Source organism: Nocardiopsis dassonvillei (genome assembly GCF_964273065.1).
In the GTDB taxonomy this organism is placed as follows: Bacteria; Actinomycetota; Actinomycetes; order Streptosporangiales; family Streptosporangiaceae; genus Nocardiopsis; species Nocardiopsis dassonvillei_B.
In genome coordinates, this window is the sequence record NZ_OZ186815.1 from 5517060 (window position 1) to 5532105 (window position 15046).

The 15046-nt window shown below is 72.9% G+C and carries 16 protein-coding genes; 9 read left to right on the top strand and 7 right to left on the bottom strand.

All coding sequences use genetic code 11. From position 1 onward, the window contains the following. Positions 1-89: 89 nt before the first annotated feature. The 4 genes from lpdA to cobU form a co-directional block, all read right to left on the bottom strand. The gene (lpdA, locus tag ACSUPR_RS24690; protein WP_436887109.1) at positions 90-1466 is read right to left on the bottom strand and encodes a dihydrolipoyl dehydrogenase; all 1377 of its coding nucleotides are present in this window, start codon (positions 1464-1466) and stop codon (positions 90-92) included. Between the two features lie 119 nt (positions 1467-1585). Then, complete coding sequence (locus tag ACSUPR_RS24695) at positions 1586-3094, bottom strand: leucyl aminopeptidase (protein ID WP_436887110.1); 1509 nt, start codon at positions 3092-3094, stop codon at positions 1586-1588. A gap of 300 nt (positions 3095-3394) precedes the next feature. Continuing rightward, positions 3395-4183: an adenosylcobinamide-GDP ribazoletransferase gene (locus ACSUPR_RS24700; protein WP_436887111.1), complete on the bottom strand. Its 789-nt coding sequence runs from the start codon at positions 4181-4183 to the stop codon at positions 3395-3397. Continuing rightward, positions 4180-5169, bottom strand: coding sequence for a bifunctional adenosylcobinamide kinase/adenosylcobinamide-phosphate guanylyltransferase (gene cobU, locus ACSUPR_RS24705; protein ID WP_436892130.1), 990 nt, complete (start codon positions 5167-5169; stop codon positions 4180-4182). Before cobU ends, ACSUPR_RS24700 begins: the two co-directional genes overlap by 4 nt. A gap of 211 nt (positions 5170-5380) precedes the next feature. Between cobU and ACSUPR_RS24710 the strand changes: the two genes are divergently transcribed. Continuing rightward, positions 5381-5587, top strand: a complete 207-nt coding sequence (locus tag ACSUPR_RS24710) for a hypothetical protein (protein ID WP_436887112.1) — start codon at positions 5381-5383, stop codon at positions 5585-5587. Positions 5588-5740: 153 nt separating this feature from the next. Here the strand turns inward: ACSUPR_RS24710 and ACSUPR_RS24715 are convergent, their stop codons facing one another. Beyond that, positions 5741-6745 (bottom strand): aldo/keto reductase family protein, encoded by a 1005-nt coding sequence (locus ACSUPR_RS24715; RefSeq protein ID WP_436887113.1) that lies wholly within the window; start codon positions 6743-6745, stop codon positions 5741-5743. 208 nt (positions 6746-6953) lie between these two features. Then, the gene (locus ACSUPR_RS24720; protein WP_436887114.1) at positions 6954-7598 is read right to left on the bottom strand and encodes a DUF3043 domain-containing protein; all 645 of its coding nucleotides are present in this window, start codon (positions 7596-7598) and stop codon (positions 6954-6956) included. A gap of 141 nt (positions 7599-7739) precedes the next feature. On the opposite strand from ACSUPR_RS24720, the gene ACSUPR_RS24725 reads away from it, so the two are divergent. From ACSUPR_RS24725 to rpsD, 8 genes are all read left to right on the top strand, one after another. Next, entirely contained in the window at positions 7740-8483 is a 744-nt protein-coding gene (locus ACSUPR_RS24725; RefSeq protein WP_436892132.1) for a PspA/IM30 family protein, read from the top strand. Continuing rightward, the gene (pspAA, locus tag ACSUPR_RS24730) at positions 8480-8758 is read left to right on the top strand and encodes a PspA-associated protein PspAA (RefSeq protein ID WP_436887115.1); all 279 of its coding nucleotides are present in this window, start codon (positions 8480-8482) and stop codon (positions 8756-8758) included. The genes ACSUPR_RS24725 and pspAA overlap by 4 nt, the downstream gene beginning before the upstream one ends. A gap of 370 nt (positions 8759-9128) precedes the next feature. Beyond that, a complete protein-coding gene (htpX, locus tag ACSUPR_RS24735) occupies positions 9129-10049 on the top strand; it encodes a zinc metalloprotease HtpX (protein WP_436887116.1) in 921 nt (306 codons plus the stop codon). 31 nt (positions 10050-10080) lie between these two features. Continuing rightward, positions 10081-10677: a PspA-associated protein PspAB gene (pspAB, locus tag ACSUPR_RS24740; protein ID WP_436887117.1), complete on the top strand. Its 597-nt coding sequence runs from the start codon at positions 10081-10083 to the stop codon at positions 10675-10677. A gap of 89 nt (positions 10678-10766) precedes the next feature. Then, positions 10767-11867 (top strand): glycerate kinase family protein, encoded by a 1101-nt coding sequence (locus tag ACSUPR_RS24745; RefSeq protein ID WP_436887118.1) that lies wholly within the window; start codon positions 10767-10769, stop codon positions 11865-11867. Positions 11868-12113: 246 nt separating this feature from the next. Continuing rightward, positions 12114-12461, top strand: a complete 348-nt coding sequence (locus tag ACSUPR_RS24750) for a HesB/IscA family protein (RefSeq protein WP_306367561.1) — start codon at positions 12114-12116, stop codon at positions 12459-12461. Positions 12462-12687: 226 nt separating this feature from the next. After that, a complete protein-coding gene (locus ACSUPR_RS24755; RefSeq protein WP_436887119.1) occupies positions 12688-13677 on the top strand; it encodes a carbohydrate kinase family protein in 990 nt (329 codons plus the stop codon). A gap of 284 nt (positions 13678-13961) precedes the next feature. Continuing rightward, on the top strand, positions 13962-14573 hold the full coding sequence (gene rpsD, locus ACSUPR_RS24760; RefSeq protein WP_436887120.1) for a 30S ribosomal protein S4: 612 nt from the start codon (positions 13962-13964) through the stop codon (positions 14571-14573). Positions 14574-14727: 154 nt separating this feature from the next. Here the strand turns inward: rpsD and ACSUPR_RS24765 are convergent, their stop codons facing one another. Then, complete coding sequence (locus ACSUPR_RS24765) at positions 14728-14988, bottom strand: sulfurtransferase TusA family protein (protein WP_436887121.1); 261 nt, start codon at positions 14986-14988, stop codon at positions 14728-14730. Positions 14989-15046: the final 58 nt, after the last annotated feature.

Consider the following 15046-nt stretch of genomic DNA (forward strand, 5'->3'; position numbering starts at 1 on the left):
TGGGCGCGGTGTCCTGCCCGATCCCGGTGATGGGCAGCGCGGATGTACGGCGGCGGGGGCGGGCCGTGGGCCCGCCCCCGCCGGTGCGGTCAGTCGTGGACGTGGAGCGGCTTGCCCGCCAGCGCGAGGTGCGCCTCGCCCAGTGCCTCCGACTGGCTCGGGTGCGGGTGGATCAGCTGGGCCACCTCGGAGGGCAGCGCCTCCCAGTTGTAGATGAGCTGGCCCTCGGCGATCAGCTCGCCGACGCGGCTGCCCACCATGTGGACGCCCAGCACGGGACCGTCCTTCTCGGCGATGACCTTGACGGCGCCCTGGGTCTGGAGGATCTGGCTCTTGCCGTTGCCGGCCAGGTTGTAGTTCACCTCGACGACCTCCAGTCCGCGCTCCCGGGCGGCCTTGGTGGTCAGGCCGACGGAGGCGACCTCGGGCTCGCAGTAGGTGACCCGGGGGACGCCGTCGTAGTCGATCGGGGCCGGGTTGAGGCCCGCGATGTGCTCGGCGACGAAGATGCCCTCGGCGAAGCCGACGTGGGCCAGCTGCAGGGTCGGGATCAGGTCGCCGACCGCGTAGATGTTCCCGACGCCGGTGTGCAGGTTCTCGTCGACGGTGACGAAGCCGCGGTCCAGGGAGACGCCCTGCTCCTCGTAGCCCAGGCCCTCGGAGACGGGGCCGCGGCCGATCGCGACCAGCAGCACCTCGGCCTCCAGGGTCTTGCCGCCCTGGAGGGTGACGGTGACACCGGAGTCGGTGGTCTTGACCGACTCGAAGGGGGTGCCCAGCTCGTACTTGATGCCGCGCTTGCGGAAGGCGCGCTCCAGCAGCTTGGAGCTGGACTCCTCCTCGACCGGCACCAGGTGCGGGAGGGCCTCGACGATGGTGACCTCGGCGCCGTAGGAGCGCCACACGCTGGCGAACTCCACGCCGATCACGCCGCCGCCCAGGACGATCACCGAGGAGGGGACGCGGTCCAGGCCCAGGGCCTGGTCGCTGGTCATGACCTTCTCGCCGTCGATCTCCAGGCCCAGGGTCTTGGGCTTGGAGCCGGTGGCCAGGAGGATGTTCGCGCCCTTGTAGACAGCGTCGCCGACGGTGACCTCGTCCTTGCCGGTGAGGCGGCCCTCGCCCTCGACGACGGTGATCTTGCGGGACTTGACCAGACCGGTGAGGCCCTTGTGCAGGCCGTTGACCACCTTGTCCTTGTACTTGTGCACGGCCTCGATGTCGATGCCCTCGAAGGTGGCCCTGACACCGAAGTTCTCGCTCTCCTTGGCGGAGTCGGCGACCTCGGCCGAGTGCAGGAGGGCCTTGGTGGGGATGCAGCCGCGGTGCAGGCAGGTGCCACCGAGCTTGTCCTTCTCGATCAGCACGACGCTCATGTCGAGCTCCGCGGCGCGCAGTGCCGCCGCGTATCCGCCGCTGCCGCCGCCAAGGACGACGAGGTCGAAGGTGCCGCCGCTCTCACTCACGGGAACGAACTCCTTGTTGTGGTGGCTGGTGATTCTGGTGGGTCCGCGGCTCGGGGGGAGGGGGCCGCGGTCGGGGCGGTCGGCGCGGGCTCAGGGAGCGCCGCCGCCCCGGGGCGTGCCTACCCGGCGTAGGACTCCGCGATGCGGACCAGCGTCCGGGTGCCGGCGCCGGTGCCGCCCTTGGGCGTGTACCCGTGCGGGCCGCCCTGGTTGAAGGAGGGGCCCGCGATGTCGAGGTGGGCCCACTTGACGCCCTCGCCGATGAACTCCTTGAGGAAGACGCCGGCGGAGAGCATGCCGCCCCAGCGCTCGCCCGCCACGTTGGCGATGTCGGCGACCGCGGAGTCGAGGCCCCCGCGCAGCTCGGCGGGCAGCGGCATCGGCCAGGCGGCCTCGCCCTCGGCCCCGGCCGCGGCGACGACCTGCTCGCGCACCCCGTCGTCGTTGGCCATGACCGCGAACACGCGGGTGCCGAGCGCGACCAGCTGGGCGCCGGTCAGCGTGGCGATGTCCAGGACCAGGTCGGGCTCGTCCTCCTGGGCGCGGACCAGGGCGTCGGCCATGACCAGGCGGCCCTCGGCGTCGGTGTTGAGGACCTCGACGGTCTTGCCGCCGTAGATGCTCAGGACGTCGGAGGGGCGCTGGGCGGTGCCGCTGGGCATGTTCTCGGCCACGGCCAGGTAGCCGATGACGTTGACCTTCAGCCCCAGGGCGGAGACGGCCCGCAGGGCGGCGAGCACGGAGGCGGCGCCGGCCATGTCGGACTTCATCCAGTCCATGGCGCCGGCGGGCTTGAGGGACAGGCCGCCGGAGTCGAAGGTGATGCCCTTGCCGATGAAGGCGACCGTGCGGGTGGCCTCCGGGTGGGTGTGCGCCAGGCGGACCAGGCGCGGCGGGTTGGCCGAGCCCTGGCCGACGCCGGTCAGGCCGCCGTAGCCGCCCTCGGCCAGGGCCTGCTCGTCCAGCACCTCGATGTCCAGGCCGGCCTGCTCGGCGATCTCCTGCGCGACCGCGGCCAGGTCCTCGGGGACCAGGTCCGAGGGCGCGGTGTTGACCAGGTCCCGGGTCAGCTCGACGGCCTCGGCCAGGACGGCGGCGCGCTCGGCCGCGGCCTGCGCCTCCGGTGCGCCGCTCACCAGGAGCAGCGCCAGGTCCTCGGACTTCTTCTCGGCCTTCTCGCCGGTGCGGTAGCGGTCGAAGGAGTACGCGCCCAGGCGGGCGCCCAGGGCGACGGCCCCGGCCTCCTCGGCGGTGTCGGCCGGCAGGGCCAGCGCCACGCGGCCGGCGCCCTCGGGGCGGCCGACCAGGGTGCGCAGCGCGGCGCCCGCGGCGCGGGCGAGGACGTCGGTGTCGACCGGGCCGTCGGCGGGCCTGTCACCGAGGCCGACGGCGACGATCACCGGGGCGGCGACGGCCCCGAGGGAGGGAAGGGTGTGCACCTCCTCTGCGGCGCCGCTCGCTCCCAGGAGCGACAGGGTCTGGGCGAGGCCGCCGGAGAAGGCGGCGTCGACGTCATGAGCGCCCGACGCGGGCTCCGGGGCGTCGCCCCCGGAGTGGTAACCGACGACGAGGGCGCCGGCGTCGAGCGAACTGGGGGACTCCGTGTGTACTGACAACGTCGTGCTCACATCCACGATGCTAGTCGCCCCGTGCTCCGGTCGGTGACGTGGCACTCCAGCGCCTGAGGGGGCGCTGCGCGGCGGTGCGGGCGGCCGGGCCGGTCGGGGGTCGCCTCCGGGCCGACCGGACGGGGAGGGGGTCCCTGGTCGCCGACGGGGTGCGTCGCAGGGGAGCGCCGGGGGGAGGGGCCGCTGGTCGGCGCGTGCGCCGGCGCGACACCGTGTGAAAAAATGTGATGCTGGCTACATCGGGAGCACCCCGACATTACCGGGCGGTAGAAAACGCCTGGTGGGCACCGGCTCCCGGGTTCACAGCCACGCGACCGCCGCGGTGAGCACCACCAGTGCCACCGTCGCCGCCGTCTCCGACAGCGCGCCCAGCACGTCCCCGGTGACACCGCCCAGGCGGCGCACCGCCCGCCGCCGCAGCAGGGCCGCCCCCGCCAGGCCCGCCACCAGCGCCGCCGCGGCCGCCGCGGCGAACCCCGGCGAGTGGGCCAGGGCCGGGGCGCACAGGGCCAGTGCCCCCGCGGTCGCCGCCACCGCGCCCGCCACCGGGACGGTCCCGGCCACCAGCGCGCCCAGTCCCTCCGGCCGGGCCGCGGGCACCCCCGGAGTGCACGCCCACGTGATCGCCGTCCGCCCCGCGGCGCCCGCCGCGACCGCACCGGCCAGCGCCGCCCACGGCGACACCTCCGCCAGCCGGCCCAGCGCCAGCACCTGCGCGCCCAGCACGAGGACGAGGGTGACCACACCGAAGGGCCCGATGTCGGAGCGGCGCATCACCTCCAGCGCCCCCGCGGCCGGGCGGGCGCTGCCCAGCCCGTCGGCCAGGTCCGCCAGCCCGTCCAGGTGCAGGCCCCGGGTGAACAGCGCCGCCGCACCCACCCCCAGCAGCGCCGCCAGCACCGCGGGCAGGCCCGCCGCGGTCCCCGCCGCGGCCACCGCACCGGTCAGGGCCCCCGCCAGCGCGCCCAGCGCCGGAGCCCACAGCATCGCCCACCGGGCCGCGGCCCGGTCCACCCGCTCCACCCGCACCGGGAGCACGGTGAACGTCCCCACCGCCAGGCGCGCCCCCGCGCCGGCGGCACCGCTCACGGCAGCTCCAGCACGCGTCCGGCCGTCACCAGGACGACCTGCTCCGACTCGGCGGCCACCCACTGGTTCAACCGCCCCAGGTGGTCGCGGAACAGCCTCCCCGACCGGGTCGCGGGCACCACCCCCGAGCCCACCTCGTTGGTCACCGCCACCACGTAGGCCTGGGTGGACCGCCACGCCTCGAGCAGGGCGTGCACCTCGGCCTCGACGCGCTCGTCGGCGTCCGGCGGCGGCTCCTCGTCCCACAGGCCGTGCTCGTCCATGACCGCCGTCAGCCAGGTGCCCAGGCAGTCGATGAGCACCGCCCCCCGCGTCCGCTTGAGCAGCGACGACAGCTCGCGGGTCTCCTCGGTCTCCCACCACCAGGGGCGGCGGGCGGTGTGCAGGGCCACCCGCTCGGCCCACTCCGGGTCGCGCGCGGGGTCGGCGGGCTCCCCGGTGGCCACGTAGGACACCTTCGGCTCGGCGAGCAGCCGCAGTTCGGCCTCGGTGGACTTGCCCGACCGTGCCCCGCCGGTGATGAGCACCCGGTGCGGGCCGTGCGGCCGCGACTCCGGCCAGACCGCGGGCGGACACGACATGACATGGCCGTCGCCGGGGGCGAACGCGCCCCACAGCCGGGCCCGGCGGGCGAACTCCTGCGGGGAGCGGACCCGGTGGTCGCCACCGACCGCGACGACCGCCGTGGTCACCCCGATCACCCCGCTGCGCCGCAGCTCACCGATGGTCTCCGGCCGCTGGGCGGCGTCCACGATGACCATGTCGACCTGCTGGGGCGGGGCCGAGGCGAACCCCGAACCGGGGACGAGCGCCTCCACAGGGGGGCCGGCGGGCATCGGCGCGGGCCCGGAGCGGGCGTAGAGCAGGCGTCCGCCGCCGGGGCTCTCCACCCTGGTGCCGTCGGGTGTGGGAGTCACCGAGTAGTCCGCGGGCACCGGGCCCACCGCCCCGCTCTCGCGGAGCCGGAACCGGTCGTCGACGGTCACTCGCAGGGGCAGGCGGCGGTCGGCCTGGGCCTGGTTGCACGAGGCGCAGGTGCACTGCGGGGCGGGCCAGCCGGCGTTGCCCGCCGTCCCCGGGAATCGGATTCGCACCTGAAGAAGTAAACCGCATGCTCCACCAAGCGTTGGTTAAGCTCGGGACCGGATCGCGGTGACCCGTGAACCGCGACCTCTCCGACGGAAAGGGCGGTCGACGATGGCGTGGACCTGGCGGTACCACGAGGCCGACGGGGCGGACCCGCTGGAAGGGGACCTGCCCGCGGAGTCGTTCACCTCGCGCGGCGACGCGGAGAGCTGGCTGGGCGAGAACTGGGGTGAGCTCACCGAGGGCGGAGTGGACCGGGTCGTCCTGCTGGAGGACGGCAAGGAGGTCTACACGATGTCCCTGGAACCCGCCGAATAGCCGGGGACGGCGAGGGGCCCCGGTACCCCTCGGGATACCGGGGCCCTCACCCGCCACCGCCCTCGACGGGCGGCCTGCGGCCGACGGTCCTTCCTCTGCGTCGCCCGCCGACGCGCTCGGAAGGCGGTGGCGGGCGGCGTCCCCGGGGCCCCGTCAGGCGCGGATGTCCTCCGGGCTGCGCGTGAGCGCCGGGTCGCGGTCGACGCTGTCGCCCAGGATCTCGTCGATCCGGGCCAGCAGCTCCGCGTCCAGCTTCACCCCGGCGGCCTGGACGTTGTCCTTCACCTGCTCGGGCCGGCTGGCGCCGACGATGGCTGTGGAGACGTTGTCGTTCTGCAGGACCCAGGCCACGGCCAGCTGCGGCAGGGTCAGCCCCGCCTCGGCTGCCAGCGGCGCCAGCTTCTGCACCCGCTCCAGCAGCTCCTGGTCGCCGACCCGGTCGGCGATGAAGTGCTTGCTGTTGGGGTCGGTGGCCCGGGTGTTCTCGGGCAGCGGCGCGCCCGGCCTGTACTTGCCGGTGAGGATGCCGCCCGCGATGGGCGACCACACGACCTGGCCCAGCCCCTCGCGGCGGGACACGGGGACGACCTCGGACTCGATGACCCGCCACAGCATGTTGTACTGCGGCTGGTTGGAGACGATGCGGTCGAAACCGGACTCGTCGGCGATCTTCAGGGCCCGCTCGATCTGCTCGGCGTTCCACTCGGAGACGCCCACGTACAGGACCTTGCCCTGGCGGACCAGGTCCTCGAAGGCCCGCAGGGTCTCCTCCAGCGGAGCCCCGTGGTCGAACCGGTGGGCCTGGTACAGGTCCAGGTAGTCGGTGCCCAGGCGGCGCAGGGTGTCCTCCACGCCGCGGATGATGTGCTTGCGGGACAGGCCGCGGTCGTTCTTGCCCGAGCCCATCGGCCAGTAGACCTTCGAGAAGATCTCCAGGCCGTCGCGGCGCTCGCCCTTGAGCGCCCGGCCGAGGACCTCCTCGGCCTTGCCGCGGGCGTAGACGTCCGCGGTGTCGAACGTGGTGATGCCGGCCTCCAGGGCGGCGCGGACGCAGGCGACGGCCGCGTCCTCCTCGACCTGGGAGCCGTGGGTGATCCAGTTGCCGTAGGCGATCTCGCTGACGACGAGACCGCTCTTGCCGAGATGGCGGAATTCCATGACGGGAACTTTAGTGGGGGACCCGCTCCCCCCGCGAGGGCGGTCCCCGGGGAACCGGGAACGCTCCCACCGGCCCGCCGCGGAGTCCCCGGGAAAGATCGGGGAAGGCCCCGGGGCGAAGTCCGGGAAAGATCGGGGGCCGGTGCGCGTTCGCGCACCGGCCCCGGGTGTCCGTGGGGGATGCGGGCTCCCCTGCCTGGTCGCCGCCCTAGTGCGGGACGGGCACCTCGCCGACCTTGACCTTCGGCTTGGGCAGCCGCAGCCGGCGGAACTGGATCTGGCGCATGACGGCGTACCAGCCGATCCCGCGCAGCAGGTCGTCGTCGGGGTAGTGCTCGGCGGCCTCGCGCTTGACCCGGCGCGAGGTGAAGACGCCCTCGATCACCAGCGACACCATCATCAGCGGCCAGGCCACGTACGCCACGCCCACCTGGAACAGGGGGCTGGGCACCATGATCAGCAGGATGACGATGATCGACAGCGGGAGGAAGAACTCGCTGAGCGTGCGGCGGGAGTCCACCAGGTCACGGGCGTAGCGGCGGGCCGGGCCCATGTCGGCCGGGCGGTAGTACCGGGCCTCGTCGGCGGGAACGCCTTTGAGGCCGCCGGAACTCACCCTGCTGACGCCTCGTTGACGTTCGAGGCGGGCGCGGTGGATCTCGTAGGCCTCCTTGCGGGTCTCCGGGGCCTTGACCAGCTTGCGCGGGTTCGGCTCGGATTCCTTGCGCTTGGGGGTGGGGACACCCTTCTTAGGGGTATATCCCTTAGGTTGGGTGGCCTCAGTGGCCTCAGGGCTGGCGGATTCGGTGGTCTTCGAATCCGTGTCTGCGGAAGCGGAGCGACGTCGGAACACACCCTCAGGGTAGCCGGTCACAGCTTTATGGCGACCGCGGGTCAGACCGCGTAGGGTTGGGCAAAGCGCCCGCTGGGAACAGCCGATGTACGCACCGAGAAGGGGACGGCCACGCTGATGAGCGTGTTTCAGCGACTTTCCATGATCTTCAAGTCCAAGGCCAACAAGGCCCTGGACTCGGTCGAGGATCCCAGGGAGACACTCGACTACTCGTACCAGAAGCAGCTCGAACTCCTGCAGAAGGTCCGACGCGGCGTGGCCGACGTCGCGACCTCCCGCAAGCGGGTCGAGCTCCAGATCCAGCAGCTCGAACAGCAGTCCTCCAAGCTGGAGACCCAGGGCCGCGCGGCCCTCACCCAGGGCCGGGAGGACCTCGCCCGCGAGGCCCTCACCCGTCGCTCCGGTCTCACGCAGCAGATCGACTCCCTGCGCGAGCAGCACGCCAACCTCCAGGGCGAGGAGCAGAAGCTCACCCTGGCGGCCCAGCGTCTCCAGGCCAAGGTGGACGCCTTCCGGACCCGCAAGGAGACGATCAAGGCGACCTACACCGCGGCCCAGGCCCAGACGCAGATCAGCGAGGCCTTCACCGGCATCTCCGAGGAGATGGGCGACGTCGGCCTGGCGATCCAGCGGGCCGAGGACAAGACCGCCCAGATGCAGGCCCGTGCCGGGGCCGTCGACGAACTGCTCGCCTCCGGCGCGCTCGACGACGTCACCGGTTCCGGTCCGCGCGACGACATCCAGGCCGAGCTGGACCGCATGGCCAGCACCAGCGGTGTCGAGGCCGAGCTGGAGCGGATGAAGCTCGAGCTGGGCGGCGGCGGTTCCTCCTCCACCCCGCAGATCGAAGGCGGCGGCACCTCCGGTCGTGGGGAGGGCGCGTGATCGTCCGCATCATGGGTGAGGGGCAGGTCGACCTCACCGACGCCGACCTCGACCTGCTCAACTCGTTCGACTCCGCGCTGGAGTCGGCGATCGAGAAGGGTGACGAGGCCGCATTCCGCCAGGCGCTGCACGACCTGCTCGACAAGGTGCGCGAGCACGGCACGCCGCTGGAGGCGGACGCGCTGGAGCCCTCCCAGTTCATCCTGCCGCACGCCGACGCCAGCATGGACGAGGTGCGCCAGATGCTGCAGGACGACGGCCTGATCCCGGGCTAGGGCGCCTCCTGGTCATCCGCTCCGCTTCGGTTCGTGCCCGACGCCCCTGGAGGGTGGACCTCCGGCCCCTCGGGTGAAGTCCCCGTTCCTCGGGCTTCACCACGGGGCCTCCGGAACCCCGCCGGCGCCTCGCACATCCCCCGCGGAGACGGGAGGGCATCAGGAGGCAGGCCCTGCGAGGGCCGTCTCGACCGGATCCGCCACCACCGTCCTCGGCGGGACCGGCTCGGTGCCTGCACGCATGTTCTTCGGGGCCGCCGCGACCTCCCGGTCGCGGCGGTCCCGGCGTGTTCACGTGCGCTTCTCACCCTCTTCTCACCCTCGCGAACTAGACTCCGAGATGTCCGAGAATTCGGGAAGGGTGCGACGCATGGCGGGTTCCAAGTTCACTCCCGACCGAGGTCTGACCGGCCGGATGGCCCTCACCATGTTCCTGCTCGTCCTGGTGTACGTGGCCTTCGTCGTCGGGCTGGTCGCCGTCGGGCTGAACATCTGGCTGGTACTGGTCCTCGTGCTGGCGTTCGCGCTGTTCAGCTACTTCTCCTCCGACCGGATCGCCATGTTCGCGATGGGCGCCAAGGAGGTCTCCCCCCAGCAGGCGCCCGAGCTGCACGCCCTCGTCGACCGGCTGTGCGCCCTGGCCGACATGCCCAAGCCCCGGGTCGGGATCGCCGACACCGACGTGCCCAACGCCTTCGCCACCGGGCACAGCCAGAAGGCCGCCGTCGTCTGCGTCACCACCGGGCTGCTGCGCCGCCTGGACGGGGCGGAACTGGAGGCCGTGCTGGCCCACGAGCTGTCCCACGTCGCCCACCGCGACGTCACGGTCATGACCGTGGCCGGGTTCCTGGGCATCGTCGCCGGGTTCCTCACCCAGGCGGGACTGCGCTTCGCGGCCTTCTCCGGGGCGACCCGGGGAGGCAACAACAACGGCCCGGCCCCGGCGGTGGTCGCCCTGCTGGTGGTGCTGGTCAGCGCCATCGCGTGGGCGCTGAGCTTCCTGCTGACCCGGGCGCTGTCGCGCTACCGGGAACTGGCGGCCGACCGCGCCGCCGCCTACCTCACCGGCCGCCCCTCGGCTCTGGGCAGCGCCCTGACCAAGATCACCGGGGACATGTCCCGCATCCCCAGCCGTGACCTGCGCCAGGTGGAGCCGTTCAACGCCTTCTTCTTCGCCCCGGCCTTCACCAAGGGCTTCAGCCTGAACAGCCTGATCGCCACCCACCCGCCGGTCGAGCGGCGCCTGGCGCAGCTCTCCGACATCTCCCGGCAGCTGGGCCGGGGGGCCTGAGTACCGCGACCGTTCGCCGCAAGGAGGCAGCGTGAGTTTCTGGCGGGCCCTGCTGGGCCGCTCCAAGCCCGTCCGTCCCGACCTGGACGCCCTGTTCGGGCTGCCGTCGGCGGCGGTCACCCTGCGGGCGGCGGCGGGGTTCCGCCCCACCGGGACGGGGTCGGTGGCCTTCCGGCCCACCGAGGGCGCGGCCTTCGCGGACCTGGAGAGGGACATCACCGCACTGCTGGAGGCCGGGGACGGGCCCCCGGTCGGCCAGGTGGCCGACGAGTACGGCTACACGTGGCTGGTGGTGCGGTCCGACCACCCGGCGGCCGGGCAGGACGACGTCACCGATCCCGACATCACGGGCCTGGTCACCTCGCTGCACGCGGTCAACTCCACCCTGGAGGAGAACGGGTACGGGCCCTCCCTGCTGTGCTCGCTGGTGGGCTTCACCGACGGTGAGCGCTCGCTGGGCCTGGTGTACCTCTACAAGCGCGGCACCTTCTACCCGTTCGCGCCCCTGCCGGGGCAGCGCCGGGACAACGCCCTGGAGCTCCAGGCCGAGGCGGCCATCGGCGGGGACCTGCCGATGGAGGCCGACAAGTCGCGCTGGTTCCCGGTCTACGGCGCACCCGGCCTATGAATTTCGCAGTACGGAAAATAAAATCCGTTATATGAACTTTTTGGCGCCGAACCCTGGCGCCGCTCCGCGTGAGCCAGCACACTGAACACGTGCACATCGTGATCGCACCGGACAAGTTCGCCGGAACCCTCAGCGCCCTGGACGCCGCCCGCGCCGTCGCCGACGGCTGGCGGTCCGTCGACCCCCGGGCCCGTATCGACCTCCTCCCCCTCTCCGACGGGGGCCCCGGCTTCGTCGAGGTCCTGCACACCGCCCTGGGCGGCACCCTGCGCGAGGCCTCCGTCACCGGCCCCCTCGGCGAGCCGGTCACCGCCCGCTACCTGCTCGCCGGCGACACCGCCTACGTGGAGAGCGCCCAGGCCTGCGGCCTGCACCTGGTCCCCGCCGGGCGGCGCGACCCCTCCCGCACCACCAGCCTCGGGGTCGGAGAGCTGCTCGCCCGCGCCGTCGCCGACGGCGCCCGCACGGTCGTCGTCGGCCTGGGCGGCAGCTCCACCAACGACGCCGGTGCCGGGCTGCTGGCCGCCCTGGGCGCGACCCCCGCCGACGCCCTGGCCCGCGGCGGAGGTGCGCTCGCCGACACCGGCGGGATCGACCTCGCCCCCGCCCGCAAGGCGGTGGAGGGTGTGCGCCTGGTCGCCGCCACCGACGTCGACAACCCCCTGCTCGGCCTGCACGGGGCCAGTGCGGTCTTCGGCCCCCAGAAGGGAGCCGACCCCGCCGGGGTCCAGCGCCTGGACCTGGCCCTCACCGCCTTCGCCGACCGGACCGACCCCGGCGGCGCCGTCCGGGCCGCCCCCGGCTCCGGAGCGGCCGGGGGCCTGGGCTTCGCCCTGCTGCTGCTCGGCGGTACCGTCGAGTCCGGTATCGGCCTGGTCCTGGACGCCGTCGGCCTGGCCGAACGCCTGTCCGGCGCCGACCTCGTCATCACGGGGGAGGGGTCCTTCGACTCCCAGTCCCTGCGAGGCAAGCTGCCCCACGGCGTCGCCCGGCTGGCGGGGGAGCACGCCGTCCCCTGCGTGGTCACCGCGGGCCGGGTCGCGGTGGGCCGTGCCGAGGCCGCCGCCGCGGGCGTCACCGAGACCTACTCCCTGGCGGAGTCCGCCGGGTCGGTGGCCGCCGCGATGGAGCGCCCCGCCGAAGAACTGCGCGGCCTTGCCGCCGCCGTCGCCCGCCGCTGGAGCCGCTGACCCGCGGCCCGGTGTGACGGCCGGGCCGGGTGGGTACCCTGGTGGAACACGCGCAAGTCGGCCCGTACCGGACCCCGTCGGAGGGGCCGGGAGGGCGGACGGACACGGCGGCGGTGCGTGAGGAATGCGGCGCCGGGTCCGGGTGTTGGCACCCGTTGAAGAGGACATCCGTCCCGGCGGCGGGCGTCAGACCGGGGCCGCGGGCGCAAGCGGGCCGCAACCCCTTTCCATGAGGAGCTTTACACGATGACGGTTCAGAGCGAGACCACCGAGGGGATCATCCTCACGGAGGACGCGTCCAGCAAGGTCCGGGCGCTCCTCGAGCAGGAGGGCCGGGACGACCTGCGCCTTCGCGTGGCGGTCCAGCCGGGCGGCTGCTCCGGACTTCGCTACCAGCTCTACTTCGACGAGCGCGAGCTCGACGGCGACATCGTCACCGACTTCGGCGGCGTCGAGGTCGTCACCGACCGGATGAGCTCCCCCTACCTCGTCGGTGCCACGATCGACTTCGTCGACACCATCGAGAAGCAGGGCTTCACCATCGACAACCCCAACGCCACCGGCTCCTGCGCCTGCGGCGACTCCTTCAACTAGGACGCGCGGCCCCGGGGCGCCCCGGGGGACGCCGAGGGCCACCAGGCGTGGCACGCCTCGGGGGAGGGCGGACCCTGTCCGCCCTCCCTCCGCCGTTTCCGGGGAGCCGGGCGAGGGCTACCGGCGGGTCTGTACCCTGGGTCAGTCCGAACGGGCGCGCCGTGAACGCGCCCGGAGCAGTGTCCGGCCCCGGGCCGGCGCGCCCCGACCAAGGAGACCTCGTCCCGTGCGTATCGCGGTTGCCGGATCCATCGCCACCGATCACCTGATGTCCTTCGAGGGGCGGTTCGCGGAGCAGATCATCCCCGAACAGATCCAGCAGTTGTCCCTCTCCTTCCTCATCGACGAGCTGGACGTGCGGCGCGGCGGCGTCGCCGCCAACATCTGCTTCGGGCTGGGCGGCTTCGGCCTGTCCCCCGTCCTGGTCGGCGCGGCCGGCGCCGACTTCGAGGACTACCGCGCCTGGCTGGACCGCCACGGTGTGGACACCTCCCACGTCTACATCTCCGAGCTGCGGCACACCGCCCGGTTCATCTGCACCACCGACCGCGACCAGAACCAGATCGCGTCGTTCTACGCCGGGGCCATGGCCGAGGCCCGCAACATCGAGCTCCAGCCGATCGCCGACCGCCTGGGCGGGCTGGACCTGGTCCTGGTCGGCGCCGACGACCCGGCCGCCATGGTCCGCCACAGCGAGGAGTGCCGCACCCGGGGCATCGCCTTCGCCGCCGACCCCTCCCAGCAGCTCGCCCGCATGGAGGGCCCGCAGGTGCGCAGCCTCATCGAGGGTGCGGCCTTCCTGTTCACCAACGAGTACGAGAAGGCCCTCGCCGAGCAGAAGACCGGCTGGTCCGACACCGAGATCCTGTCCCGGGTCGGCACCCGCATCACCACCCTGGGAGCCAAGGGCGCCCGGATCGACCGGGCCGGCGAGCCGAGCGTCCACGTGCCCGCCGCCGCCGTCGGCGACCTGGTCGACCCCACCGGCATGGGCGACGCCTTCCGCGCCGGCTTCCTGGCCGCCCACTCCTGGGGCCTGTCCCTGGAGCGCGCCGCCCAGGTGGGCAACGCCACCGCCGTGCACTGCCTGGAGGTCGACGGCCCCCAGGAGTACACGCTCACCGGCGCCTCGCTGCTGGACCGCCTGGAGCGCTCCTACGGCGCGGAGGTCGCCGCCGAGGTCCGCCCGTTCGTCCAGGGTCCCCGGACCCCGTAGAGTAGACAGTCGTGACCCCGCGTCCCGTGCCCCCGTGCGCCCGGGACGCGACCCGCACGGATCCCGCCGTCCTTCTTCGGCGGGTCGCCCGTGCCCGCCGGTGCGCTGAAACGCGTGCCGGTGCGTAGAAGCCCGAACCGTTCGCGCAGGGTCACCGCGACGGTGGGGAACCCGCTCCGACCGCGTCCGCAGGGCGCGCACGGGGCCCGGGCGTGCCCGCACGCCTCCCAGTTCTAGGCCAGCCTTACCTGGGATTCCCCGCATTCCATGTGAAAGGACATTGCATGCGCTACACCGGACCCAAGGTGCGGTTGTCGCGGCGCGCCGGAATGCCGCTGACCCGTAAGGCGGTCAGCTACTTCGAGAAGCGCCCCTACCCGCCCGGTGAGCACGGTCGTCGCGTTCGCCGCAACAGCAGCGACTTCGCCGTCCGCCAGGCCGAGAAGCAGAAGGTGCGCTGGTACTACGACCTGACCGAGAAGCAGCTGGTCAGGATCTACGAGAACGCCAAGAAGCGCTCCGGCCGCACCGGTGAGGAGATGCTCGCCGAGCTGGAGCTGCGCCTGGCCACGGTCGTGCTGCGCGCCGGCTTCGCCGCGTCGATCTACGCCGCCCGCCAGTTCATCAACCACGGCCACATCACCGTGGACGGCAAGAAGGTCGACATCCCGTCGTACCAGGTCAAGCCGGGCCAGATCATCGAGGTTCGGGAGAAGTCCCGCTCGATGGTGCCGTTCGTCGAGGCCGCCGAGGGCGTCCACGCCGACGACAAGATCGCCGGGTTCCTGGCGGTCAGCCACAAGGACCTGCGCATCGCGGTCGTCGACCGCCCCAAGCGTGAGCAGATCCCGGTGCCCTTCGACGAGCAGCTCGTCGTCGAGTTCTACGCCCGCTAGTTCCGCGCGCCCGAGGGCGCTCGGCACGCGAGCCGCAGGCCGCACGGACCCCCGGGTCCGTGCGGCCTTTCGCGTGCGGTCCGGGGTGCCCCGGCGCCCGGGGTACGGGTGTGCCCGAATCGTTACGGCGATGAAGGCCGTAACGGGGAGCGGCTCAGTACATGCGCCGGATGTGAAACGCGCTACCCCGCTCCAGGGGCACCTCCGCGACGAATTCGTGCATCTTCATCCGGCACCAGGCGGGAATGTCCGCCTTGGCCGCGGGGTCGTCCGCGGTGACCGCTATGACCCCGCCGATGGGCACTTCGTGCAGCCGCTGGGCCACCCAGATGATCGGGATGGGGCATTTGCGCCCCACCGCCTCCACGATCACCCACGGTGCCGCCGCCCCGGCCGGCGGCCGTCCCTCGGACACGGGAACCCCCTGTGCGTTGTCGTTCCGTGTCCCAATCTTGACCCCTCCCGCCCGGTAA

Excerpts from the sequence above, each read along its gene's own strand:
- ACSUPR_RS24710 (WP_436887112.1), top strand. The coding sequence starts at position 5,381 with ATGGCGTGGACCTGGCGGTACCACGAGGCCGACGGGGCGGACCCGCTG.
- ACSUPR_RS24715 (WP_436887113.1), bottom strand. The coding sequence starts at position 6,745 with ATGGAATTCCGCCATCTCGGCAAGAGCGGTCTCGTCGTCAGCGAGATC.
- ACSUPR_RS24725 (WP_436892132.1), top strand. The coding sequence starts at position 7,740 with ATGATCTTCAAGTCCAAGGCCAACAAGGCCCTGGACTCGGTCGAGGAT.
- htpX (WP_436887116.1), top strand. The coding sequence starts at position 9,129 with ATGGCGGGTTCCAAGTTCACTCCCGACCGAGGTCTGACCGGCCGGATG.
- ACSUPR_RS24750 (WP_306367561.1), top strand. The coding sequence starts at position 12,114 with ATGACGGTTCAGAGCGAGACCACCGAGGGGATCATCCTCACGGAGGAC.
- rpsD (WP_436887120.1), top strand. The coding sequence starts at position 13,962 with ATGCGCTACACCGGACCCAAGGTGCGGTTGTCGCGGCGCGCCGGAATG.